General features: G+C 72.4%; 22 protein-coding genes. 14 read left to right on the top strand and 8 right to left on the bottom strand.

The features are described from left to right. Window positions 1–73 precede the first annotated feature (73 nt). Both NDW01_RS05305 and NDW01_RS05310 read left to right on the top strand, forming a co-directional pair. Window positions 74–850, top strand: a complete 777-nt coding sequence (locus NDW01_RS05305) for a polysaccharide deacetylase family protein (RefSeq protein ID WP_252817095.1) — start codon at window positions 74–76, stop codon at window positions 848–850. Next, window positions 823–1,326: a MarR family winged helix-turn-helix transcriptional regulator gene (locus NDW01_RS05310; RefSeq protein WP_252817097.1), complete on the top strand. Its 504-nt coding sequence runs from the start codon at window positions 823–825 to the stop codon at window positions 1,324–1,326. Before NDW01_RS05305 ends, NDW01_RS05310 begins: the two co-directional genes overlap by 28 nt. Before the next feature lie 62 nt (window positions 1,327–1,388). On the opposite strand, the gene NDW01_RS05315 is transcribed toward NDW01_RS05310, so the two are convergent. Beyond that, on the bottom strand, window positions 1,389–3,134 hold the full coding sequence (locus NDW01_RS05315) for a glycoside hydrolase family 15 protein (protein ID WP_252817099.1): 1,746 nt from the start codon (window positions 3,132–3,134) through the stop codon (window positions 1,389–1,391). A gap of 182 nt (window positions 3,135–3,316) precedes the next feature. Here NDW01_RS05315 and NDW01_RS05320 point away from each other — a divergent pair, with 182 nt between their 5' ends. The 3 genes from NDW01_RS05320 to NDW01_RS05330 all read left to right on the top strand — a co-directional run bounded on the left by NDW01_RS05320 (window position 3,317) and on the right by NDW01_RS05330 (window position 8,126). Beyond that, window positions 3,317–4,402, top strand: a complete 1,086-nt coding sequence (locus NDW01_RS05320) for a cellulose binding domain-containing protein (protein ID WP_252817101.1) — start codon at window positions 3,317–3,319, stop codon at window positions 4,400–4,402. A gap of 13 nt (window positions 4,403–4,415) precedes the next feature. After that, window positions 4,416–6,026, top strand: a complete 1,611-nt coding sequence (locus NDW01_RS05325) for a glycoside hydrolase family 27 protein (RefSeq protein ID WP_252817103.1) — start codon at window positions 4,416–4,418, stop codon at window positions 6,024–6,026. Between the two features lie 222 nt (window positions 6,027–6,248). Then, on the top strand, window positions 6,249–8,126 hold the full coding sequence (locus NDW01_RS05330) for a bifunctional metallophosphatase/5'-nucleotidase (protein ID WP_252817104.1): 1,878 nt from the start codon (window positions 6,249–6,251) through the stop codon (window positions 8,124–8,126). A 16-nt stretch (window positions 8,127–8,142) separates the two neighbouring features. On the opposite strand, the gene NDW01_RS05335 is transcribed toward NDW01_RS05330, so the two are convergent. Beyond that, window positions 8,143–8,439 carry a hypothetical protein gene (locus tag NDW01_RS05335; protein ID WP_252817106.1) on the bottom strand — a complete coding sequence of 99 codons (297 nt, stop codon included), beginning with the start codon at window positions 8,437–8,439 and terminating at the stop codon, window positions 8,143–8,145. A 76-nt stretch (window positions 8,440–8,515) separates the two neighbouring features. Next, entirely contained in the window at window positions 8,516–9,481 is a 966-nt protein-coding gene (locus tag NDW01_RS05340; RefSeq protein ID WP_252817108.1) for an amidohydrolase family protein, read from the bottom strand. A gap of 116 nt (window positions 9,482–9,597) precedes the next feature. Between NDW01_RS05340 and NDW01_RS05345 the strand changes: the two genes are divergently transcribed. The 5 genes from NDW01_RS05345 to NDW01_RS05365 all read left to right on the top strand — a co-directional run bounded on the left by NDW01_RS05345 (window position 9,598) and on the right by NDW01_RS05365 (window position 13,213). Beyond that, complete coding sequence (locus NDW01_RS05345; RefSeq protein WP_252817111.1) at window positions 9,598–10,215, top strand: TetR/AcrR family transcriptional regulator; 618 nt, start codon at window positions 9,598–9,600, stop codon at window positions 10,213–10,215. Between the two features lie 45 nt (window positions 10,216–10,260). Then, a complete protein-coding gene (locus NDW01_RS05350) occupies window positions 10,261–11,739 on the top strand; it encodes an FGGY-family carbohydrate kinase (protein WP_252817113.1) in 1,479 nt (492 codons plus the stop codon). 117 nt (window positions 11,740–11,856) lie between these two features. After that, entirely contained in the window at window positions 11,857–12,525 is a 669-nt protein-coding gene (locus NDW01_RS05355) for a tellurite resistance/C4-dicarboxylate transporter family protein (RefSeq protein WP_252817115.1), read from the top strand. Continuing rightward, window positions 12,522–12,872, top strand: coding sequence for an SLAC1 family transporter (locus NDW01_RS05360; protein WP_252817117.1), 351 nt, complete (start codon window positions 12,522–12,524; stop codon window positions 12,870–12,872). The genes NDW01_RS05355 and NDW01_RS05360 overlap by 4 nt, the downstream gene beginning before the upstream one ends. 137 nt (window positions 12,873–13,009) lie before the next feature. Next, on the top strand, window positions 13,010–13,213 hold the full coding sequence (locus NDW01_RS05365; protein ID WP_252781892.1) for a hypothetical protein: 204 nt from the start codon (window positions 13,010–13,012) through the stop codon (window positions 13,211–13,213). A gap of 8 nt (window positions 13,214–13,221) precedes the next feature. On the opposite strand, the gene NDW01_RS05370 is transcribed toward NDW01_RS05365, so the two are convergent. Beyond that, a complete protein-coding gene (locus NDW01_RS05370; protein ID WP_252817120.1) occupies window positions 13,222–14,451 on the bottom strand; it encodes a saccharopine dehydrogenase family protein in 1,230 nt (409 codons plus the stop codon). 114 nt (window positions 14,452–14,565) lie between these two features. Between NDW01_RS05370 and NDW01_RS05375 the strand changes: the two genes are divergently transcribed. Both NDW01_RS05375 and NDW01_RS05380 read left to right on the top strand, forming a co-directional pair. Continuing rightward, window positions 14,566–15,297, top strand: coding sequence for a TetR/AcrR family transcriptional regulator (locus NDW01_RS05375; RefSeq protein WP_252817122.1), 732 nt, complete (start codon window positions 14,566–14,568; stop codon window positions 15,295–15,297). A gap of 159 nt (window positions 15,298–15,456) precedes the next feature. Next, on the top strand, window positions 15,457–17,043 hold the full coding sequence (locus NDW01_RS05380; RefSeq protein ID WP_252817124.1) for a serine/threonine-protein kinase: 1,587 nt from the start codon (window positions 15,457–15,459) through the stop codon (window positions 17,041–17,043). 5 nt (window positions 17,044–17,048) lie between these two features. Here the strand turns inward: NDW01_RS05380 and NDW01_RS05385 are convergent, their stop codons facing one another. Continuing rightward, a complete protein-coding gene (locus NDW01_RS05385) occupies window positions 17,049–17,897 on the bottom strand; it encodes an FHA domain-containing protein (protein ID WP_252817126.1) in 849 nt (282 codons plus the stop codon). A gap of 328 nt (window positions 17,898–18,225) precedes the next feature. On the opposite strand from NDW01_RS05385, the gene NDW01_RS05390 reads away from it, so the two are divergent. Together NDW01_RS05390 and NDW01_RS05395 are read left to right on the top strand one after the other, a co-directional pair. Next, the gene (locus NDW01_RS05390; protein ID WP_252817129.1) at window positions 18,226–18,810 is read left to right on the top strand and encodes an RNA polymerase sigma factor; all 585 of its coding nucleotides are present in this window, start codon (window positions 18,226–18,228) and stop codon (window positions 18,808–18,810) included. Continuing rightward, window positions 18,807–19,499 carry a hypothetical protein gene (locus NDW01_RS05395; protein WP_252817130.1) on the top strand — a complete coding sequence of 231 codons (693 nt, stop codon included), beginning with the start codon at window positions 18,807–18,809 and terminating at the stop codon, window positions 19,497–19,499. The genes NDW01_RS05390 and NDW01_RS05395 overlap by 4 nt, the downstream gene beginning before the upstream one ends. Here the strand turns inward: NDW01_RS05395 and NDW01_RS05400 are convergent. From NDW01_RS05400 to NDW01_RS05410, 3 genes are read right to left on the bottom strand one after another with little or no spacing between them, the layout of a single operon-like run. Further along, window positions 19,486–20,238, bottom strand: coding sequence for an SDR family NAD(P)-dependent oxidoreductase (locus NDW01_RS05400; protein ID WP_252817132.1), 753 nt, complete (start codon window positions 20,236–20,238; stop codon window positions 19,486–19,488). The two genes, NDW01_RS05395 and NDW01_RS05400, sit on opposite strands and share 14 nt — an antisense overlap. Beyond that, complete coding sequence (locus tag NDW01_RS05405; protein ID WP_252817134.1) at window positions 20,235–21,179, bottom strand: fumarylacetoacetate hydrolase family protein; 945 nt, start codon at window positions 21,177–21,179, stop codon at window positions 20,235–20,237. Before NDW01_RS05405 ends, NDW01_RS05400 begins: the two co-directional genes overlap by 4 nt. A 24-nt stretch (window positions 21,180–21,203) precedes the next feature. After that, window positions 21,204–22,142, bottom strand: coding sequence for a VOC family protein (locus tag NDW01_RS05410; protein ID WP_252817136.1), 939 nt, complete (start codon window positions 22,140–22,142; stop codon window positions 21,204–21,206). Between the last annotated feature and the right edge of the window lie 9 nt (window positions 22,143–22,151).

Here is a 22,151-nt window from a genome sequence, read left to right on the forward strand (position 1 = left end):
GACCGGTCTGCCGTTCGTCTCGGCGCGGCCGCGTCCGTACTCCTGGCCGACCTCGCCGCGTACGCTCGGACCGATGTCACGGACCGCGCTGACGCTGGGCATGGCCGGGCTGGCCCTCGTACACGCCGCGCCGGCCACGAGCCGTCTGACCGTCGTGCGCCGCCGCCTGCCGGGCCTGGCCGGAGAGGGCCACCGTGATCACGTCGCGCTGACGTTCGACGACGGCCCCGATCCGGACTCGACGCCGCGCTTCCTCGACGAGTTGCGGAGGCTGGACTGCCACGCCACCTTCTTCGTCGTCGGGGAGACCCTCGCGCGGCATCCGGACGTGGGCCGGCGCATCGTCGCGGACGGCCACGAGATCGCCGTGCACGGCTGGCGGCACCGGTACACGCTGCTGGCCCGCCCGGGCCGGGTCACCGGGGAGATCCGCCGGGCCGCCGACCTCGTCACCGACGTCACCGGAGTCGAACCGGTCTGGTACCGGCCGCCGTACGGCGTGCTCAGCGCGGAGGCGCTGGCGGCGGCCCGCCGGCGCGGGCTGCGGCCCGTGCTGTGGACGGCGTGGGGGAGGGACTGGACCCGCTCGGCGAGCCCGGCCTCGGTCCTGGCGACGCTCTCCCCGGACCTCCGCGGCGGGGCGACGATCCTGCTGCACGACTGCGACCACACCTCGGCGCCGGGCGCGTGGCGCTCGGCCCTGGGCGCGCTGCCCGAACTGGTGGCCCGGTGCCGTTCGGCCGGTCTGCGGATCGGTCCGCTACGCGATCACGGTTCAGGCAACCGGTGCCGTCCGGTCGGCACGCCGGGTAGAACAGAGACATGGTGGAACGCGCGATCGGATCCGTGAGCCTGGGACAGGTGCCGGAGGACGACATCGATGCGGTGACCTCCGCGGTCCTCACCGCGTCGCGTCTGCTGGTGGGCATCTCGCTGCGATCGCTCACGGCCGTGCGGGACCAGGTGACGCTGCCGCAGTTCCGCCTGCTCGTGGTGCTGGCCACCCATGAGGAGACCAAGCTGGTGACCCTGGCCGATCATCTCGGGGTCAATCCCTCGACCGCGATGCGGATGGTGGAGCGCCTGGTGGCCGCGGGGCTGATCGACCGGCGCGTCAATCCGGCGAGTCGCCGTGAGGTCCTGCTGCGGTTGACCGAGGACGGCAGTCGCGTCGTCGACGAGGTCACCGCCCGGCGCCGGGACGAGATCGCGGCCATCGTCGCCGCGATGCCCGCCGAGCAGCGGGCGGGGCTGGTCGGAGCACTCAAGGCGTTCACCGACGCCGGCGGCGAGCCGCTCGTGACCGAGACCCGCGCCTGGGACTGACCGGCCGATCGCCCCGCAGGCGGGTCGCCCCGCAGGCCGGACGCCCCGCCGGGCGCGTCGGCTCACCGCGGACCGGCGGCGAGGCGGGTGGCGGTCTCCAGGAACAGGGCGTGCACGAACGCCTGCGGCAGGTTGGCGCGAAGCTGGCGCTGCCGGATGTCGTACTCCTCGGTGAACAGGCCGGTGGTGCTGCAACCGGATCGGAGGCGCTCGAAGCGCCGTACGGCCTGGGCCGTGTGCCCCTGCTGGTGCTCGGCCAGCGCGAGGAAGAACCCGCAGAGCATGAAGGCGCCCTCGGCGGCGCCGAGCGGGCGTTCGTCGATCTGGTAGCGGTAGACGAACCCGTCGTCGACCAGGCGGTCGCGGACGGTCTCGAGGGTGGCGATCGTGCGCGGGTCGTCGGCGGGCAGGGCGCCTCTGACCGGGGGGATGAGCAGCGACGCGTCGATCCGGTCGTCGTCGGGCGCGCGGCGCCAGTGGCCGGCGGGGCTGAGGCTCGTCCGGGTGGTGTCCGCGAGGATCGACTCGGCCAGCGAGAGCCACTCGGAGATCTCCGGGCGCCCGGCGATGGCAGCCGCGGCGGCGCGCAGCCCGCCGACGCAGGCCAGCCGTGAGTGCGTCCAGCATCGATCGCACGTCTCCCAGATCCCGGCGTCGGGCCGTCGCCAGTGCCGGGCGATGGCGTCGACCGCGACGCGGGCGGCGCGGGCCGCGTCCACGGTGAGGCGGTCCGCGCGGGCCGCGGCCGCGAACAGGTTCAGCGCCTCGCCGAACGCGTCGAGCTGGAACTGCCCCTGGACGCGGTTGCCGGTGACGAGCCGGGATCCGGGATAGCCCGGCAGGTCGTGGTGTTCCTCCGCCGGGACCGGGTCTCCGGCGACGGTGTACGCGGGACGGAGGCGGTCGCCGTCCGCCAGGAGCCGCTCGGCCACGAACCGCACCGCCGTGTCCAGGAGGGCCGGCCGTGCCCCGTGGGCGGCCACCGCCAGCCCGGCGTAGCACTGGTCGCGGATCCAGGCGTAGCGGTAGTCGTAGTTGCGGTCGTCCCCCATCCGCTCGGGCAGGGAGGTGGTCGCGGCGGCGACCATCCCGCCACCCTCGCTCGTGAGCCCGGTCAGCACCGCGTAGGCGAGCTGGGCGTCACGGGAGGCGAGCGTGTCATCGCACCGCGGCACGTTCTTCAGCCAGGCGGCCTCGGTCGCCGCCCACAGGTCCCCCGCGTCGAGAGGCTCGTCGGACCCGCCGGTGCTCAGCTCGAGCACCAGGTCGTGGGTCTGCCCTTCGGCGAGTTCGAGCTCCAGGACCAGGCCGTCGTCCTCGGCGGCCCGCGCGGCGCCGCACCAGCGCAGGTGCACCGGGCCGCTGCGCGCGGTCCAGACGCCGTCCTCGGCGCGAAGACCGGTCATCCCGTCCGCCCCGAACCCGGCGCGCGGATCCAGGCGCGCTCGGATGCGGGCCGGACCGCGGACGGCCTCGATCCGGCGGAGGAGGACCGCGCGGTCCCGGCGGGCCGGGATGGCGAGGGCCTCCCGGCACTCCACCACGCCGTCACCCGTGACCCAGCGGTTGCGCCAGATGAGGCTGCGGTCCTCGTAGTAGCCTCCCCACACCCGCCACTCGTCGACCGGGTGGACGCTGTAGAGGCCGCGGCCGCCGACCAGACCACTGAAGACCGCCGGCGACTCCCAGGCAGGGAAGCACATCCACGCGATGTTCCCCTGCGGGCCCAGCACCGCGCCGCGCTCTCCGTCGGCGATGAGGGAGTACTCACGGAGTACGTGAGGCTTGACGACGTCCGGACCGGTCATACCCCGCTGCCTTTCCCGAACTCGGCCTCCTATGCATCGGCCGGCGGTGGGTTCACGCCGGTCCCGGGCCATGGCGTGAAAGACCGTGAAAGCCGCATTGACCGAATTCAAGGCCGCTCTTAGCGTCGCGGTGCAGCAGATGTCGAACCTCGTTCGACATATCGAACGAAAGGCTCCCCGGAATGCCGTCGCGTCTTTCTCCTCTCCCGGACGTCCGCCATCGGTGGGCCATCGTCCTGGCCGCCGTGATCCTGGCGGCCGGCGCCCTCATCGGCGTCGGCACCGCTCGCGCCGAGTCCAACGGCGGGGTACGGGTCATGCCGCTCGGTGACTCGATCACCGACGGGGTGACGATCCCCGGTGCGTACCGGACCGGTCTGTGGCAGCGCTTCACCGGCGGCGGGTACCGGGTGGACTTCGTCGGGTCGCTGTCCAACGGGCCCGCCTCGCTCGGCGACCACGACCACGAAGGCCACTCGGGCTGGCGGATCGACCAGATCGACGCCAACATCGTCAACTGGCTGCACGCCTACTCACCGCACACCGTCCTGCTGCACATCGGCACCAACGACGTCCTCCAGAACTACAACCTGTCCGGGGCGCCCGCGCGACTGTCGGCGCTCATCGACCACATCACCGCCACGGTGCCCACCGCCGAGGTGTTCGTCGCCACGATCATCCCGCTCGCGAACTCCGGTCAGGAGGCGAACGCCCGCGCGTACAACAGCGCCATTCCCGGGATCGTGCAGAGCAAGGTGAACGCGGGCGAGCACGTGCACCTGGTCGACATGCACGCGGCGCTCACCACCGCCGACCTGCTGTCCGACGGCATCCATCCCAACGCGACCGGATTCGACAAGATGGCCGCGACCTGGTTCGGCGCCCTGCGATCGGTGCCCGGAAGCATCGGCGACACCGGCGGCGGGAGCCCGACCCCGACCCCGACTCCCACCCCGCCGCCCGGCGACCGGACCTGCACCGCCGCGTACACCGTGACCGGGCAGTGGTCCGGTGGGTTCCAGGCCTCGGTCACGGTGACCGCCGGGAGCACCGCCATCACCGGGTGGACCGTCACCTGGCGGTACGCCAACGGCCAGGCCGTCACCCAGGCATGGAACGCGACGGTCACGAGCTCCGGCTCCGCCGTCACCGCCCGCAACGTCGGCTACAACGGCGCGCTCGCCGCGGGGGCGGGCGCCGAGTTCGGCTTCCTCGGCACCTCGACCGGCGTCAACGAGGTGCCCACGCTCACCTGCACGGCGAACTGACCGGAGGACCCCGATGAAACTCTCGCACCGTCGACGCCGGCTCGCCGCCGTCATGGCCGTGCTGATCATCCCGATTCTGGCGCTGGTGTCGGCCCCGTCGGCGTCGGCGCTGGGCAACGGGCTCGCGCTGACGCCGCCGATGGGCTGGAACGACTGGAACGCCTACGGCTGCAACGTGAGCGAGCAACTCGTCGAGCAGACCGCGCTCGCCATGCACAACGACGGCCTGCAGGCGGCCGGCTACCAGTACGTCAACATGGACGACTGCTGGATGGCCTCGAGCCGGGACGGGAGCGGCAACCTGGTCGCGAACTCCTCGAAGTTCCCGCACGGCATCGCCGCGGTGGCGAGCTACGTGCACTCTCTCGGCCTGAAGTTCGGGATCTACGAGGACGCCGGGACGGCCACCTGCGCCGGGTACCCCGGCAGTTACGGGCACGAACGGCAGGACGCGACCCTGTTCGCCTCCTGGGGGGTCGACTACGTCAAGTACGACTGGTGCAACATCCCGTTCGGCGACTTCTCCGGCCAGTCGCACCAGCAGGTCGCCAAGACCCTGTACACGCGGATGCGCGACGCGCTGTCGGCCACCGGCCGGCCGATCGTCTTCAGCATGTGCAACGGCTGGGACGGCAGCGTCCAGCCGGCGACGTGGGCGGGCCCGGTGGCCAACCTGTGGCGCACGACGTCCGACATCCAGCCCAACTTCAACAGCATGCTGTCGAACTTCCACAACACCGTCGGCCTGGCGTCGTACGCCGGTCCGGGCGCGTGGAACGACCCGGACATGCTGGAGATCGGCAATGGGATGAGCGCGACCGAGGACCGGGCGCACTTCAGCCTGTGGGCGGAGATGGCGGCTCCGCTGATCGAGGGCGGCAACCTGGTCAACGCGAGCTCCACCACGCTGTCGATCCTGACCAACCGGGCCGTGATCGCGGTGGACCAGGACTCCCTCGGCAGGCCGGGGACCCAGGTCTCCTCCTCCGGCGGCCACGACGTCCTGGCCCGGCCGCTCGCAGGCGGGGACGTGTCCGTCGTCCTGTTCAACGAGACCGGATCCACCGCGACCATCTCCACCACGGCGGCCGCGGTCGGCAAGTCGGGCGCGTCGAGCTACACGCTGACCGACCTGTGGAGCGGGGGAACGTCGACGACCACCGGGACCATCAGCGCCTCCGTGCCGGCGCACGGTGCCGTCATGTACCGGGTCGCGGGCGGGAGCACCGGCACGAACCCCTCGGGCCCGATCCACGCGGTCGGGGCGGGCAAGTGCCTGGACGTGCCGAACTCCACGCAGACCAACGGCGCCCAGCTGCAGATCTATGACTGCAACGGCCAGACCAATCAGGCGTGGACCTACACCTCCGGCCGGTTCACCGTCTACGGCGGCACCAAGTGCCTGGACGCCTACGACAACCAGACCGCTCCGGGGACGAAGGTCGAGATCTGGGACTGCAACGGCGGCGCGAACCAGCAGTGGCAGGTCAACTCCAACGGCACCATCACCGGGGTCCAGTCCGGGCTGTGCCTGGACGTCTACGACAACGGCACCGCCAACGGCACCGCGGTCGAACTCTGGACCTGCAACGGCGGCGCGAACCAGCAGTGGACCGTCGGCTGAGCGGACGACGCACGTTCCGAAGGAGGACCAAGAGCCGACTCTGAGGGCCGGTGCGCCGGCCACGGCGGCCGTCACCCGGACGCGGAGGGCCGGGTGACGGCCGCAACTTCTGCCAAGGTTCGGAGGCTCCTATAGGAGATTTTCGCCGATATGTACCACGGTGTCCGACCGCTAAGTTTGGCCTTCGTCTCAACCCGCGGGAAGTAAGGAACGCCGTACGTCATGCAGAGATCAGGGGGACGCTTCAGCCCGGTGCCACGATGGTGCTCGTGCCGGGTTCCGGACGACGCCGCCGAGGGCGGCGGCGTCGAGGGCGGTGGCGTCGATCGGCGGAAGGTGCTCGGCGGCCTGACCGCCGCGGGCGCGCTCGCCCTGGCGGGCTGGCCGGGGTCGGCCGAGGCGGCGACGGCCGGCAAGGGCGGGAACGGGCCGGTGACCATCACGATCATGGGCACCTCCGACCTCCACAGCCACGCCGTCGACTGGGACTACTACAACGACGCGGCCTACAGGGACAGCGCCGGCAACGTGGTCGGCCTGGCGCGGGTGTCGAGCCTGGTCAAGCAGATCCGTGCCGACCGGGGGCGTGAGCGGACCCTGCTGTTCGACGCGGGGGACACCATCCAGGGCACCCCGCTCGGTTTCTACTACGCCACCGTCGAGCCGATCACCGAGACCGGCCAGGTCCACCCGATGGCGCTCCAGATGAACGCCCTCGGCTTCGACGCCGTGGCGCTCGGGAACCATGAGTTCAACTACGGGCTGCCGCTGCTGCGCAAGTGGATCGGCCAGATGCGCGCTCCGGTGCTGGCCGCCAACGCCGTGCACGCGGGCACCGACCGGCCGGCGTTCCGCCCGTACATCATCAAGACGATGCGCGTGCCGGGCCATCCGCCCATCCGGGTCGGTCTGCTCGGCCTGACCAACCCGGGCGTCGCCATCTGGGACAAGGCGAACGTCTCCGGCAAGCTGGACTTCCTGGACCTGATCGAGACCGCCAAGAAGTGGGTGCCGATCATCCGCGCGCAGGGCGTCGACGTCATGGTCGTCAGCGCCCACGCCGGGGACAGCGGCCTGTCCTCCTACACCGGCGACATCCCGGTGGAGAACGCCTCCGCCATGGTGGCCGAGCAGGTGCCCGGCATCGACGCCATCCTCTTCGGCCATGCGCACAACGACGTCCCCGTACGGTTCGTGACCAACAAGACCACCGGCCAGAGCGTCGTGATGAGCGAGCCCAAGTGCTGGGGCCAGCGGCTGTCGGTCTTCGACATCACGCTGACCCGGGACCGTGGCCGCTGGAAGGTCACCGGCAGGTCCGCCACGACGGTGAACACGAACACCGTCCAGGAGGACCCGGCGCTCGTCGCCGTGGTGAAGAAGCAGCACGACGCGGTGGTCGCCTACGTCAACCAGGAGGTCGCCACCTCCACCGAGGCGATGTCCGCCGCGGAGTCCTGCTGGAAGGACACCGCGATCCTCGACTATGTGCACGTCGTGCAGATCGCGAAGGTCAAGGAGGCCCTCGCCGGCACCGCGTACGCGTCGCTCCCGGTCGTGTCGATCGCCGCGCCGTTCAGCCGCCTCGCCACCTTCCCCGCCGGCAAGGTCACGATCAGGGACATCGCCGGTCTCTACATCTACGACAACACCCTGCTGGCCAGCGTCCTGACCGGCTCCCAGATCAAGGACTACCTGGAGTACTCGGCGCAGTACTTCGCCCAGGTCGCCGCGAACGCCCCGGTCGACCCGGCGTCGTGGACCAACGCCCACGGCCGTCCCGACTACAACTACGACCAGTTCTCCGGCGTCACCTACGACATCGACCTCGCCCGGCCGGAGGGCTCCCGGATCCGTGACCTCGCCTACAACGGCGCGGCGGTCACGGGGGACCAGCAGTTCGTGGTCGCGGTGAACAACTACCGCCAGTCCGGCGGCGGCGGCTTCCCGCACATCGCCACCGCCCCGGTCGTCTACAACGCCCAGGTGGCGATCCGGGAGGCGATCGTCGCCTACGCCTCCGCCGCCAAGACCATCGACCCCGCGACCTTCCACGAGGAGAACTGGAGGCTGGTCCGCGACGGCGCGCCGGTCTTCTGAGCGGTTGCCGGGAGTCTCACGGACGAGGTGACGTACGGGTCCAGCGGTGAGCCCGCGGACGCCTCCTCACGGCGGCGTCGCATCGCGGGCAGACCCGCTGGACCCGGTCCGCCCAGCCGCCCGACTCCGGAATGATCTCTTCCCAGGGGACGTGCGGGAACCGGAGCAGTCGCGTACGGCTGAGCGCCAGCCCGCACAGCGTCTGATTCGTCCCGGCGAGCCAGGCGTGGACCTCACCCGCCGGCGCCCGCACCCCGTCGGGATCGGTCCAGCTCCCGGACGCGGCCACCGCCGCCTGCCTCTTTCCGGCCACACGCCTGCCCTGCCCCGCTACGACCTCGCGTAACGGCACCGCCGGTCGGCGTGGTCGCCACCGCGAGTGCCGCGACTCAACCCGCGTCGTCCGCCAGGCGCTCGGCGAGGCGGGGAAGGATGCGAAGCGCGTTGGCGCCGGCGACGCGGGCTCCGAGGTTCGCTCCGAGCAGGCGCGTCAGATCGTGTTCGCCGGCCTGGTCGCGGTCGAACAGCCCGTCGGAGTAGAGCCAGTCGGTCCCGAACAGCATCCTGTCCGTGCCGACCGCGTCGACCATGGTGTTCACCTGCACGGCGGAGTCGGCCACCGCGACGTCGTAGTAGACCGACCGCAGGTATTCCCGTATCGGGCGCCGCACCAGCTCCCGATACGCGGCGACGACCCGGGGCGCTGCGGCGATGCGGTGCCCGAGGTAGGGGACGGCGCCACCGCCGTGCGACAGGATCCAGTTGACGTTCGGGTAGCGGTCCAGGACCCCGTTGAACACGAGGGTCATGAAGACCCGCGTGGTGTCGAACACGTACTCGCCGATCCAGTGCTGCCAGGGGAGGTCCGGGGTCTCCTTGGGCTCCACCGGGTGCAGCAGGACCGTGGCGGCCCGCTCATCGAGTGCTTCGTACACCGGTTCCCATCGCGGGTCTCCCACGTAGGTCCCGTCCACCTGCGAGACCAGGTAGACCCCGTCCAGGTCGAGGTCGTCGTAGATGTGGTCGATCTCGGCGAGGGCGGCGTCCACGCCCGGCAGTGGGACGGCGCCGAAGACGCCGAACCGCCGCGGATGCCGGCGGACGACGTCGGCGCCGATGTCGTTGACGTCCCTGGCCAGTTCGCTCGCCTCGTGTTGATCGCCGAAGTAGACCCCGGTCTCGGCCAGGCAGGAGAGGACGCCGGTGTCGATGCCCCATTCGTCCATGAACTGGAGATGGGCCTCCGGGGTCCAGGGAGTCAGGTCGACCCCGCCGGTCCAGTTGATGCCGTGGCGGACGAGGGCTTGCACGTAGGGCTCGGGCAGGAAGTGGGTGTGGACATCGATCTTGGGCATCGGAACCGCTCCTCCAAAAGTTTGGATAGATCTCTCCAGAACCATAGGGCGGATATTTTGGAGAAGCAACACCAGAATCCGGTAGGGTCGAAGCTGAGAAAGGGGTGAGGCCGGTCGTGGCCGAGAGGTGGACGGCGAAAGGGGCCGCGACGCGGTCCCGCATCATCGATGCGGCGGCGGCGCTGATCTACGAGCGTGGACTCGCCTCGGTCGGGATCAACGATGTCCGGGAGGCCACCTCCACCAGCCACGGGCAGGTCTTCCACTACTTCCCCGGCGGCCGCGCCGAGATCCTGCGGGCTGTGGTGGAGCGTCAGGCACGGCAGGCGCTGGACGACCAGCGCCCCGAGCTCGACGCGCTCGATTCCCGGGAGTCATGGCAGGCATGGCGCAGCCGACTGCTCGCGGTGCACTCGGCCCGTGGCGCCGCCGGCGGCTGCCCCCTGGGCTCGCTCGCCGCACAGATGGCGGAGAGCGACCCGGAGGCCGCACGACTGATCGACGCCGGGTTCGACGTCTGGGCCGCTCACTTCGAACGCGGACTCGAGGCCATGCGCGCGAACGGTGACCTGGAACCGGCCACTGACGTGCCCGCCCTCGCCCGCGCCATCCTCGCCCTCGTGCAGGGGGGATTCGTCCTCATGCAGGCGTCACGATCCATCGAGAGGCTGTCACAAGCCCTGGACGCCGTGCTGCTCCTCGTGCGTGAGAACGCGACCGACGACCAGGGCTGACCGCGGTCATCGACCGCACCGACCACCGGGAGGAGGGATCGCCGGATGAGCCTGCTGCTCGGAGTCGACATCGGCACGTCCAGTTCCAAAGGAGTGCTGACCACTCCCGACGGCGAGGTGGTCGCGACGGCGGTGCGCGAGCACGCGGTGTCGCGGCCGCGCCCCGGCTGGGCCGAGCACGACGCCCGTACGGTCTGGTGGGACGGGTTCGCCGCCGTCACCCGCAAGCTGCTCGCGCGGGCCGACGCCCCGGTCGCGGGCGTCGGCGTCAGCGGCATCGGACCGTGCGCGCTGCCCGCGACCGCCGCCGGCGAACCGCTGAGACCGGCGATCCTCTACGGCGTCGACGCGCGCGCGGTCGCCGAGATCGAGGAGCTGACCGCGCGCTACGGCGCCGAGACCGTCATCGAACGCGGCGGCTCGCCGCTGACCACCCAGGCGGTCGGGCCCAAGCTCGCCTGGCTGCGCCGCCACGAGCCGGAAGCGTGGGAGCGCACGCGGCGGCTGTTCATGGCGAGCTCCTACCTCGTGCACGAGCTGACGGGGGAGTACGTCCTCGACCACCACTCGGCCAGCCAGAGCTCGCCGCTGTACGACAGCCGCGAGCACGCCTGGATCCCCGACTGGGCGGCGGAGATCGCCCCGGGCCTGGACCTGCCGCCGCTCGCCTGGCCCGGCGAGGTCGTCGGCGCGGTCACCGGGACGGCGGCCGATCGAACGGGCCTTCCCGCGGGGACCCCGGTCATCGCCGGCACCATCGACGCGTGGGCCGAGGCGGTGAGCGTCGGGGTCACCGAGCCCGGCGACGTCATGGTGATGTACGGCACGACGATGTTCCTCATCGAGGTCCTCGCGGCACGCCGCACCTGGCCGGGCCTGTGGGGCACGGTCGGCGTGACGCCCGGCACGTACGACCTGGCGGCGGGCATGGCGACCTCGGGCGCGGTCACCGACTGGCTGCGGCATCTGACCGGCGCGGAGTACGACGAGCTCACCGAGGAGGCGCGCGCGGCCGGGCACGGGGCGGGCGGGCTGATCATGCTGCCGTACTTCGCCGGCGAGCGCACTCCGCTGTTCGACCCGGACGCGCGGGGACTCGTCCTCGGCCTGACCCTCGACCATGGCCGCGGGCACCTCTACCGGGCGGCCCTGGAGGGCACGGCGTTCGGCGTCCGGCACAACCTGGAGGCGATGCGGGCGGCGGGCGGCGAGGCCCGGCGGCTGGTCGCCGTGGGCGGCGGCACCAAGGGCGGGCTGTGGACGCGGATCGTGTCGGACGTGCTCGGCCGCTCCCAGGAGCTGCCCTCGGTCACGATCGGCGCCTGTTACGGCGACGCGCTGCTGGCCGCGCGCGCCACGGGCCTGTCGGACGGCGCGGGGTGGAACCCTCCCGCGGGCGTCGTCGAGCCCGACCCGGCCGCCGGACGGATCTACGACGGGTTGTACGAGCTGTACCGCGGCCTTTACCCGGCCACCCGCGAGGCGGCCCACGCCCTGGCAGCCCTCTCCCGTGACCCGGCCTGAGCCGGGGCCGTCCCGGCCGTCCGGCCCTCGACGAAGGCCGACGCGGTCGGCGGCTGAGCGGCGCGGCCGGGGCACGGGTGGGTGAACTCCGGTCTCGCCGGCGGTTCACTGGTAACCGTGGGTGTCCTCGACCTCGCCTGCTTCGCCGTGGTCATGGCCACCGGTGTCGTCTCGGTCGGCGTCGGTGACCAGGGCCTGGGCGTGCTGTCCGGCGCTCTGCTGTGGATCGCCGTCGCGGCGTACGCCGTGCTCGTGGCCGTGACCGGATGGCGTGTCATCGCCCTCCGGTCCGGCCTGTGGGCCGAACTGACCGACCCGCGGCGCGCCTTCGGGTCCTTCACGTTCGTCGCCGGCACCGACGTGCTCGGGACCCGCCTCGCCGCGGCGGGACAGGATCGGATCGCGCTCGCGCTGCTGGCCGTCGGCTGCCTGGGCTGGCTCGTCCTGGGGTATCTCGTCCCCGCGGCCGTTCTCCGGAACCGGGCGGACCGGCCGGGGCCGGTCGGCGCCGACGGCACGTGGTTCCTGTGGACGGTGGCCGTTCAGTCCGTGGCCGTCCTCGCCGCGACCCTCGAACCGGTGAGTCCCGGGCTCCGGTCCGCGCTGGCGCCGGTCGCCATCGTGTCCTGGGCGGTGGGCGTCTTCCTCTACGCCGTCACCGGTGTCCTGGTCGCGGTGCGGCTCCTGTTCCGTCCGCCGCGCCCGGAGGACCTCACCCCGCCGTACTGGGTCGCCATGGGCGCCACCGCGATCACGGCCCTGGCCGGGCGCGCCTCGTCCGGATGACCGACGCGCCGGCGATCGAGACCGTCCGGGGCGCGGCGGCCGCCTCGGTGGTGTTCTGGGCCTTCGGGACCTGGCTGATCCCCGCACTGGTGGCGGCCGAATGGTGGCGGCACGTGACCCATCGGATCCCCCTGCGCTACGACACCGACCTGTGGTCGATCGTCTTCCCGCTCGGCATGTACGGCGTCGCGAGCCACGATCTCGGGCGGGCCGAGCGCTTCCCCCTCATGCGCCTCATCGGTGACGGCGCGATGTGGGTGACGCCGGCGGTCTGGGGGCTGACCTTCGCCGCCATGCTCGTCCACCTCGCGCGCGGACCGCGTGGCACGCCGTCCGCCGGAGTCTGACGTGGTCTCCGGCGGGGCGGTGCCCTCTCGGCGTCGACCGCCGGGGGCGTAACGTCGGAGGTGAGGCGTCCGCCTCGTTCACCGACCGGCTTCACGCGGATGATGCCCGCACATGACTCAGGATCCCCGGAGCGGCGATGCCAACGCTGATCGCCGGACTTCTGCTCGGCCTGGTGGCGGGCCTGGTCGCCGGCGTGCTGGTGGGTCTCGTCGTCGGGCTCGTCGTGTTCCTGACGGCCGGGCTCGTGGCCGGGCTGATCGCGGGCCTGCTCCTCGGCCTCGTCCTCGGGCTGGCCGTCGGGTTGCTGCTGGGGAGCTTCCTGGGCCGGTCACGCCGATGACCGCCTCGTCACTGCTCGCGCATTCCCCAGGGTGAGCCGTACTCGCTCAGCAGGTCGAGGAAGGGCCGGGCCGGGAACGCCTCGGGGCCGAGCACGCCGGTGCCGGTCCAGGCGCCGGTCGCGACGAGTTCGAGGGCGACCACCGGGTTGACGGCGGTCTGCCAGACCACGGCCTGGGAGCCGTACTCGCGCATCGACCACTGGTTGTCGACGACGTGGTAGAGGTACACCTCGCGCGGCCGGCCGTCCTTGGCGCCCTTCACCCAGGTGCCGGCGCAGGTCCTGCCGTGCATGCGGTCGCCGAGGCCGGCCGGGTCGGGCAGCGCGGCGGCGACCACGTCGCGCGGGGAGACCGCGGCGGGACCGCGGTCGGTGGCGACGGTGAGCGGGGCGGTGCGGTCCAGGCCGAGGTCGTGCAGGGTCCTGAGCTTGTCGATGAAGTCCTCGCCGAGTCCGTACTTGAAGGTGACGCGCCCGGCGTCGACCCACCGGGGGACCAGGAGCACCTCCTCGTGCTCGACGTTGACGCACTCGACCGGGCCGATGCCCTCGGGAAAGTCGAAGACCTCGGGCTCGCTGAAGGGCGCCGTCGTGAACCAGCCGCGCTCCTTCTCGTAGATCACGGGCGGGTTCAGGCACTCCTCGATGGTGGTCCAGATGCTGAAGGAGGGCGCGAAGTCATAGCCGTCCACGGTCAGGTTCGCGCCGTCGCGGATGCCGATCTCCTCGATCTCGTCGAAGAGCTCGTCCGCCGCGTACCGGGCGAAGACGTCCGACAGGCCGGGCTCGACGCCCATGCCGACCAGGGCCAGGAGCCCGGACTCGCGGTAGTCCCCGGCGCGCGCGAACTGGTCGTCGCCGAGCTTGACCCCGCACAGCTCGTACGGGCGTTCCGGGTGCGGATGGGACAGGGACATCGCCATGTCGAGGTAGTGCGCGCCGGCGTCGTGCGCCGCCTCGAACAGCGGCAGGACGAAGCGCGGGTCGGTCGCGTTGAGCAGCACGTCGCAGCGGTGCTCGCGCAGCAGGGCGGCGACCGCGGCCCGGTCGCCGGCGTCGACTCGGGCGGAGCCGAAGCGCGACCCGGCCGTGCCCGGGGTCGTCACGGCGGCCACCGCGGCCTCCGCGCGGCGGAGGTCGTGGTCGGCGACGACCATGTGCTCGAAGTAGTCGCGCCGGGCGGCGATCCGAGTGATCGCGGAGCCGACGCCTCCCGCGCCCACCAGCAGAATTCGCACGGAGATACATCACCTTTCATGCGTTTTATGGATATCTGAGCGGTTCGCTCGCTTGAGACCGATCCAACGGCCGATCCCCACATAACGTCAACCCTGTTGGCATAAGCTCGCCCCATGGCGAAGAAGGTGGTGCAGGAGGGAGAGCGCCGGCGGCGCCGGCGGACCAAGCAGGGCCTGGTGCTCAGCCACGACCTGATCATCGAGACGGCGCTGCGCCTGCTGCGCGAACACGGCGCGCAGGGCCTCACCGCGCGCCGCCTCGGCCTGGCCCTGGGCGCGGACCCCAGCACCGTCTACCGGTACTTCGACGGCATGGACGACCTGATCCTCGCCCTGGCGGACGAACTGATGGGGCGGGCCGTCTCCGGCTGGAGCACGACGGGCGACTGGCGGCGCGACCTGCGTGAACTGGGTCTGCGCATTCACGCCACCTACCTCGCCCACCCCCAGGCGGCCGTGCTCACGGCCGCCCGCGTCAGCGGACGGTCGCAGGAGATCGCCGCCGACGAGGCGATCCTGGGCCTCCTGCGCGGCGCGGGGTTCCCCGACCCGTCGGCGGTGCGGATCTACCACGCCTTCATCGACCAGGCCCTCGCCTTCGCCGCGCTGGACGCCGCGACGCTGACCCTCCCGGAGCCCGCCCTCCGCGCCGACCGGACGATCTGGCGCGCGACGTACGCGCGGCTCCCGGAGCGAACGCATCCCAACATCACCGCGGTCGCGGACCTGCTGGCCGGGCAGATGAACTCCAGCGCCTTCCCGGTTGCCCTCGACCTGCTGCTCGCCAGCGCCGCCGCCGACCTCGCCTCCGCCGCGCCCGGCGGCCGCGCCGGCGGAGGGGGATAACGGCGGCGGAGGGCGGTGACGGTGATGCAGGGCGGTGACGGCGGCGGAGGGCGGTAACGGCGCTGGAGGGCGGTAACGAAGTCGTACAGTCCGCCTGACTTCCTGTCCGGAACAGGGAGGATGGTGCCCCGGTGTGCCCTGCGGAGCGGAGGAGACGGGATGGCGTCAGGTCGCACGAGGCTGGAGCCCCTGTCCCGGCACGACCCTCGGCGGATCGGCGGATACGCGCTGCTGGGACGGCTGGGGAGCGGCGCGATGGGCCGGGTCTACCTCGGCCGTTCGGCGTCGGGGCGGCTGGTGGCGGTCAAGACGATCAGGAGTGAGTTCGCCGGCGACGCGGATTTCCGCTCCCGCTTCGCCCGCGAGGTCGCGGCCGCGGGCCGGGTCAGCGGGGTGTTCACGGCGGCGGTGGTCGCCGCCGACCCGGACGCCGAGATCCCGTGGCTGGCCACCGCGTACATCCCGGCGCCCTCCCTGGAGCAGCTCGTACGGACCTGCGGGCCGTTGCCGGTTCCCGCGCTGCGCTGGCTGGCGGCCGGGTGCGCCGAGGCGCTGGAGTCGATCCACCAGGCGGGACTGGTGCACCGGGACCTGAAACCGTCCAACGTGCTGGTGTCGATCGAGGGGCCACGGGTCATCGACTTCGGCGTGGCGCGGGCGACCGAGCGCGTCACCGCGACCGCCACGCACCAGGCCGTCGGCACCCCGGCGTACATGGCGCCCGAGCAGGCGCGGGACAGCCGGCAGACGACGCCGGCGAGTGACGTCTTCGCGCTCGGCTCGACCTTACTCTTCGCCGCCACCGGGCACCCGCCGTACACGGGGAAGTCGGTGACCGACGTGCTGCTCCGCCTGGCCAGTGATCCGCCGGACCTCACCGGAATGCCGGACGAGGCGGCCGACCTGCTGCTGGACTGTCTCCGCCGCGACCCGGCGGACCGTCCCGCGGCGGGCGCCCTGCTGGCCCGGCTGGCGGTCGACCTCGACGGCAGCGGAGCGGCGCCGCTGCCCTTCGAGGCGCTCGCCCTGCTCGAGGAGTACCGGCGGGAGCCTCCGCCGGTGGAGTCGCCGGCGGACGACCCCGCCGCCGAGGAAACCCTGGACTCGCCCACCTCCGTCCGGGCGCCCGGAGGACCGCCTCCCGCCCGGCGCCCGGACCGCCCCGGCGCCCCGGATCCGCGTCGGCCGGGCCGTTCCGGAGCCCCGGATCCTTCCGGAGCCCCGGATCCGCGGCAGGATCGTTCCGGCGTCCTGGACTCGCGGCGCACGGTGGCGTCCCGGCGGGCCGGCAGGGGCGGGCGCGTCCTCGCGGCCCTGCTGGGAGCGGGCGTGGCACTGCTGATCGGGGTCGTACTCGGCCGGATGGACGACGACCGGCCACGACGGCCCTCGGGCCCGCCCCCGCCCGGTGCCGCGCCGCCCGGGGCGCCCGGCGTGGCGCGTACGGCACGGCCGTCGGGACGCCCACGGATCACGTTGAACCAGGATTACGGCGACGGGCACACCGGATTCGTCGTCCACGGAGCGGGCCTGACACCCGGCCGGCAGGTCGGCATCCGCCTGGACCGGAAACGGGTGGCGGCGGTGACGCCGGTCGTCGACTTCGCGGGCACGTTCAACTACGTGATCAACCAGGGCCACGAGTTCTTCCCCGGCAAGATCCCGCCCGGGCGTCATCGCGTCACCGTGACGGTGCCCGGCGCGGACCGCCCCCTGGAGCTGGCGTTCACCGTCAACGACCTGTAGCCCCGCTATCGCGTACGGTCCCACCACAGGTCCTCCTGCCGGGAGCACCAGGACGGATCGGCGAGGCGCTCCAGATCGGCCGGGGTGACGATGGCGTGCTCGATCAGCACGCCGACGACCACCTCGTCGGACAGCCGGGTCCCGGCCCGCGCGAGCCCGCGTGAATTGATCTTGCGGCGGAGCACCTTGAGATGCTCGCCGACGCGGGCCGCGAGCCGGTCGCGGAAGACCGGGTCGTGATCGAACTGCTCGATCTCGTAGAACGCGTCCGTCACTTCCAACGCCGCACGGGCGATCTCCGGCGTCCGGGGCAGCGGAGTCGTACGGGTCGGGTCCAGCAGCCACGGCCGGCACAGGAGGAGCGCCACCAGGAAGAGCTTGGTGTGCGGATCGAGGTACAGCGGCAGGAGCGTCGAGTCGTCGTCCGCCCGTCCCGCGGGAGGAGTCCTCAGGGCATCGGTCACGGCGGCGAGCACCGTGACGCGTACGGCCTGGCCCTCGTCGAGCATGGCCCGCGAACCGACCAGCGTCGCCCCCGTCCTGATGAACCAGCCGGCGGACGGCTCGCCGCCCGCCTCCATCGGCGGCAGCCGGATCTGGTAGCCCTCGCTCTCGGCGTACAGCGCGTGGGTCCGGCTGAGATTGGCCACCCACGCGCCTCCGCACAGGGCGCTGATCACGCCCGCCCGGCGGGAGAGCCCCCGGTCGGCGGAGATCAGCAGGTCCGCGTCCGGTCCCCGGCCGAACACGAGGCGTTCGTGGTCGGAGAGCTCCCGGACCGACCCGGACGGCGCCGTGACGCGCGTGACGGCGGGCGGCGTGGCGCGCGGTGTCATCGGGGCACCCTGGCTCATGGCCGCCGAGTGTAGGACCGGCGTGTCCGGCCCGGCCATCCCCGAATCCGGGGGTAGCCGTGGGCGCCCGCCTGAGGTTTTGCTGGGAGAGCCCCGGAAGTGCGGGCGTCACGTGCGGGGGCCACCTGTTCCATCATCGCCGGCTCATACCGGGCGCGCGGGGGCGGTTCGGTAGGGGCGGCACCGTCCGGGGTGACCCGGAGCATTCTGGAGGGGTGCTCCGGGTCCACCCTGGCGGCCCTCGCGAAGGGCCACGAGCCGGGTCTGTAACGCGATCCCGCGCGCCGACCAAAGAGGGGAGGACGAGCGCGAGGGAGGGCGGGCGTGCATGAGTGCTAGCGATCCGGCGGAGAAGGAGGTCCGCGCCATCGGTCGTGACCCGGTGGCGTTCGAGGCCTTCTACCGACGGCAGGTCCGCATGGTGACCGGCTTCGTCGCCCGCCGGGTCGCCGATCCGTGCCTGGTGGACGACCTGACCACCGAGGTGTTCCTCGCGGCGATCGAGGGGTCGGACGGCTACCGGCGCAGGCTGGGCAGCGAGTCGGCCTGGCTGGTGGGCATCGCCCACAACGTCCTGGCCGCCGAGCGCCGCCGGGCCGCCCGGCAGCTCGACAAGACGCTGCGCGCCGCGGGGAGACGGGTCCTGGACGGCGACGACATCACCCGGCTGGAAGAGCGGATCGACGCCGAACGGGCCGGTCGCCGCCTTCTGACGGAGCTCGACCGGTTGCCCGCCGGCCTGCGGGCGGTCATCGAACTGGTCGACATGGACGGCCTGACGGTGACGGAGGCCGCCGCGGCGCTCCGGATCAGACCCGGCACCGCCAGGGTCCGCCTGCACCGGGCCCGCCGGATCCTGCGGGATCACCCGGGCGTCGGCCCCGGCTCGATGACTGTGGAGGGAGCATCATGACGTCGAGCGACCACCGGCTGGAGGACTTCGAGGAACGACGCCTCACCGCGCTCAAGGAGGTCGTCGCCGCGCGGGCGCGGGCGCTGCCCGCCCGTGAGACGAGGACCCGCCGCCCGGCCCGCCGCACCATCGCCCTCGCGGCGACCGCCGTCGGCGTGTCCGCCGTCGCGGCGACGGCGGTCACCGTGACCTCTCTCCGCAGCGCCCCGGCGTACGCGGTGGCCAGGGACGCCAACGGCGTCGTCGACGTCCGGATCACGCGGTACCGCGACGCCGAAGGGCTGTCGCGGCAGTTGCGGCGCCTCGGGGTGCCGGCCGCCGTCTACTACGTTCCGGCCGGCAAGGTGTGCCACCAGCCCTTCGCCACGCTCGTCAGGGACGTCCCGCCGGGGCTCTACAGCGCGCCGACGAACATCCCGGGCCAGGAGAACGGCACCGGGATGCGGTTGCGGATCGACACCCGCCTCTTCGAACCGGGCCAGTTCTTCCTGTTCGGCCTGAAGATCTTCCACAACGCCGACGGCGGCGTGAACACCAGCGTCACGCAGTACCTCGTGACGGGTAGAGTCATCCCCTGCCACCTGGCCCCGGTCACGCCGCCGAACCCCGTCATCAGCCCGCTCGTCGGGCCCGGCGAACGGGCACCGCACAAGATCGTCTACGACGAGCCGTCGATCATCGTTCCCTGACCGCGTCGGAGATGGACTTGGCGCCGCCGTGGGCGGTGAGGCCGCCGTCGACGGGGATGTCCGCCCCGGTGATGAAGGACGACTCGTCGGACAGCAGGAAGGCGATCAGGGCCGCGACCTCCTCCGGTGCGCCGGTCCGGCCGAGCGGCGTCTCGCGGATGTTCGCGTCGCGGAAGGCAGGTGCGGCCGAGGCCGTCATCGGGGTGTCGATGAAGCCGGGGTGGACGCAGTTGACCCGGATGCCGCGCGGGCCGAACTCCACGCAGGCCGCCTTGGACAGGCCCCGCAGCGCCCACTTGCTCGCGGTGTAGGCGGCCGGGTAGTGGCCCGTGAGCGCCGCGGCGGACCCGACGTTCACGATGGAGGACCCGGGTGGCATCAGCGGCGCGAGGTGCCGCATGCCCAGGAGCGGCCCGGTGACGTTCACCGACTGGACGCGCTCCAGGTCCGCGACGGCCAGGTCGCCCACCCGCGCCCGCCAGGTGACGCCCGCGTTGTTGACCAGGCCGTCGACGTGCCCGTACCCCTCGCGCAGCCGCTCCGCGAGCGCCGCCCACGCGCCGGCGTCGGCCACGTCCATCGGGTGGCGGACGACGCCCGGTGTGGCGCCGGCCGCCTGTTCGTCCACGTCGACGGCGACGACCGTGGCGCCCTTCCGGGCGCAGGCGGCGGCCGCGGCCGCGCCCTGGCCGCGCGCGGCCCCGGTCACCACGATGATCTTCTCGGCCAGCCTGGTCACGGACGGCTCCGGTCCCGCCTGCGGCCGCGCGGTACGGCGACGGGGCCGGGGCCGGGGACGACCGTGTTGGAGATCGCACCGATGCCCTCGGCGGTGAGCGTCACCGTGTCGCCGGGCCGCAGCGGCGGGGGAGTGCGCTCACCCCGCAGGCCCCACAGCTCCGCGAGGCAACCGCCGTTGCCGCACGTCCCGGAGCCCAGCACGTCGCCGGGCCGCACCCAGGTGCCCCGGGAGGCGTAGGCGATCATCTCCTCGAACGTCCAGCTCATGTTGGACAGCAGGTCGGTTCCGACGACCTCGCCGTTGATCTCGGCGGTGAGCGCGAGGCGGAGGAGGCCGTCCGCGTCTCGGTAGGGCTCCAGTTCGTCCGGGGTCACCAGGTACGGGCCGAGGGTGGTCGCGGTGTCCTTGCCCTTGCAGGGGCCGAGGCCGACCTGCATCTCGCGGGACTGGAGGTCGCGCGCGGACCAGTCGTTGAACAGCGTGTACCCGGCGATGTGGTCGCGGGCCTGCTCGGGGGTCAGGTCACGGCCCTCCCGGCCGATGACGACGGCGACCTCGAGCTCGAAGTCCAGTGCCTTGCTGCCGGGCGGCACCGGCACGTCGTCGCCGGGGCCGATCACCGCGTAGGGGTTGGTGAAGTAGAAGGTCGGGGCGTCGTACCAGGCGTCGGGTACGCCCGCCGCCCCGTCGACGCTGCGGCGCACCCCCTCGACGTGCTCCTCGAAGGCGACGAAGTCCCGGACGGTGGGCGGTCGCAGCGGCGCCAGCAGGCGTACCTCGGTCAGCGGCACGGCCGCCCCGGCCGGAGGCGGGTCGGCGAGGCCGCCGGAACGGATCAGGTCGAGCAGGTCGGTGCCGTCGGGGAAGGGGCGCACCGCGGCGTCCTCGACGACGCCGCAGCGTTGTGCACCCCGATGTTCGTACGTGGCGATGCGCATGGGTCTCCTCGAAGCGGCGGGCGGTCAGACCGGCGGGGCGACGAAGCAGCCCTGGTCGGGGTCGTTGAAGGACTCCTTGGCGACGAACTCGTTCATCGCGTTCGCGGTGCCCCACTGGTCCGTGACCTCCGGCCGGGAGAAGTCGTAGACGTGCGGGTGCCAGGTGTCCTCGTCCAGCTCCTCCAGCTCGGTCGTGTACTCGACCGTGTTGCCGTGCGGGTCCAGGAAGTAGGTGAAGGTGTTGTCGCCCGCGAGGTGCCGGCCGGGCCCCCAGATCTTACGGAACCCGGCGCGGATGACCCGGCCGGAGCCGCGCATGTACTCGTCGAGGCCCCGCATCTCGAAGGAGACGTGGTGCAGGGAGGTGTGCGGGCCCTGGGCGATGGCCATGCTGTGGTGCTGGGAGCTGATCCGCATGAAGTGCATGACCTCGCCCATGCGCGGGTGGCCGAGCGTGTCGGAGAGACGGAAGCCCAGGTGGCGTTCGTACCAGGCGCGGGTGCGGTTCAGGTCCGGGGAGTTGAGGACCACGTGGGAGAGCCGGACGGGGATCGACTCGCGTTCCTCGATGCGCCGGTGCCGCCGGGCGGCGACGTCGGCGGAGATCTCGATCGTACGGCCGTCGAGGTCGAAGAACCGGAAGCCGTATCCGCCGCCCGGGGTGTCCAGCCTCCCCGGCTCGCAGATCGGCCGGACGCCGTCCGCGATCAGCCGCTCGGCGAGGGCGTCCACGTCGGCCGGGGACGCCGCCCCGTACGAGACCAGGTCCAGGCGCTTCTCCTCGGCCTTGCGGAGCCGGACCACGTACTGCTCGGGGCTGCCCTCGGCGGCGAGGAACGCGATGCCGGAGTCCTCGGCGACCTTGGTCAGGCCCCACACGCCGGCGTAGAAGTCGAGTTGACGGTCGTAGTCGGGCACGACGAGGTCGACGTGCCGCAGATGGGTGAGGGGACGGTCGGTCATGAGGCCTCC

The sequence above is a fragment of the Actinoallomurus soli genome (assembly GCF_024055715.1).
Classification (GTDB): Bacteria; Actinomycetota; Actinomycetes; order Streptosporangiales; family Streptosporangiaceae; genus Actinoallomurus; species Actinoallomurus soli.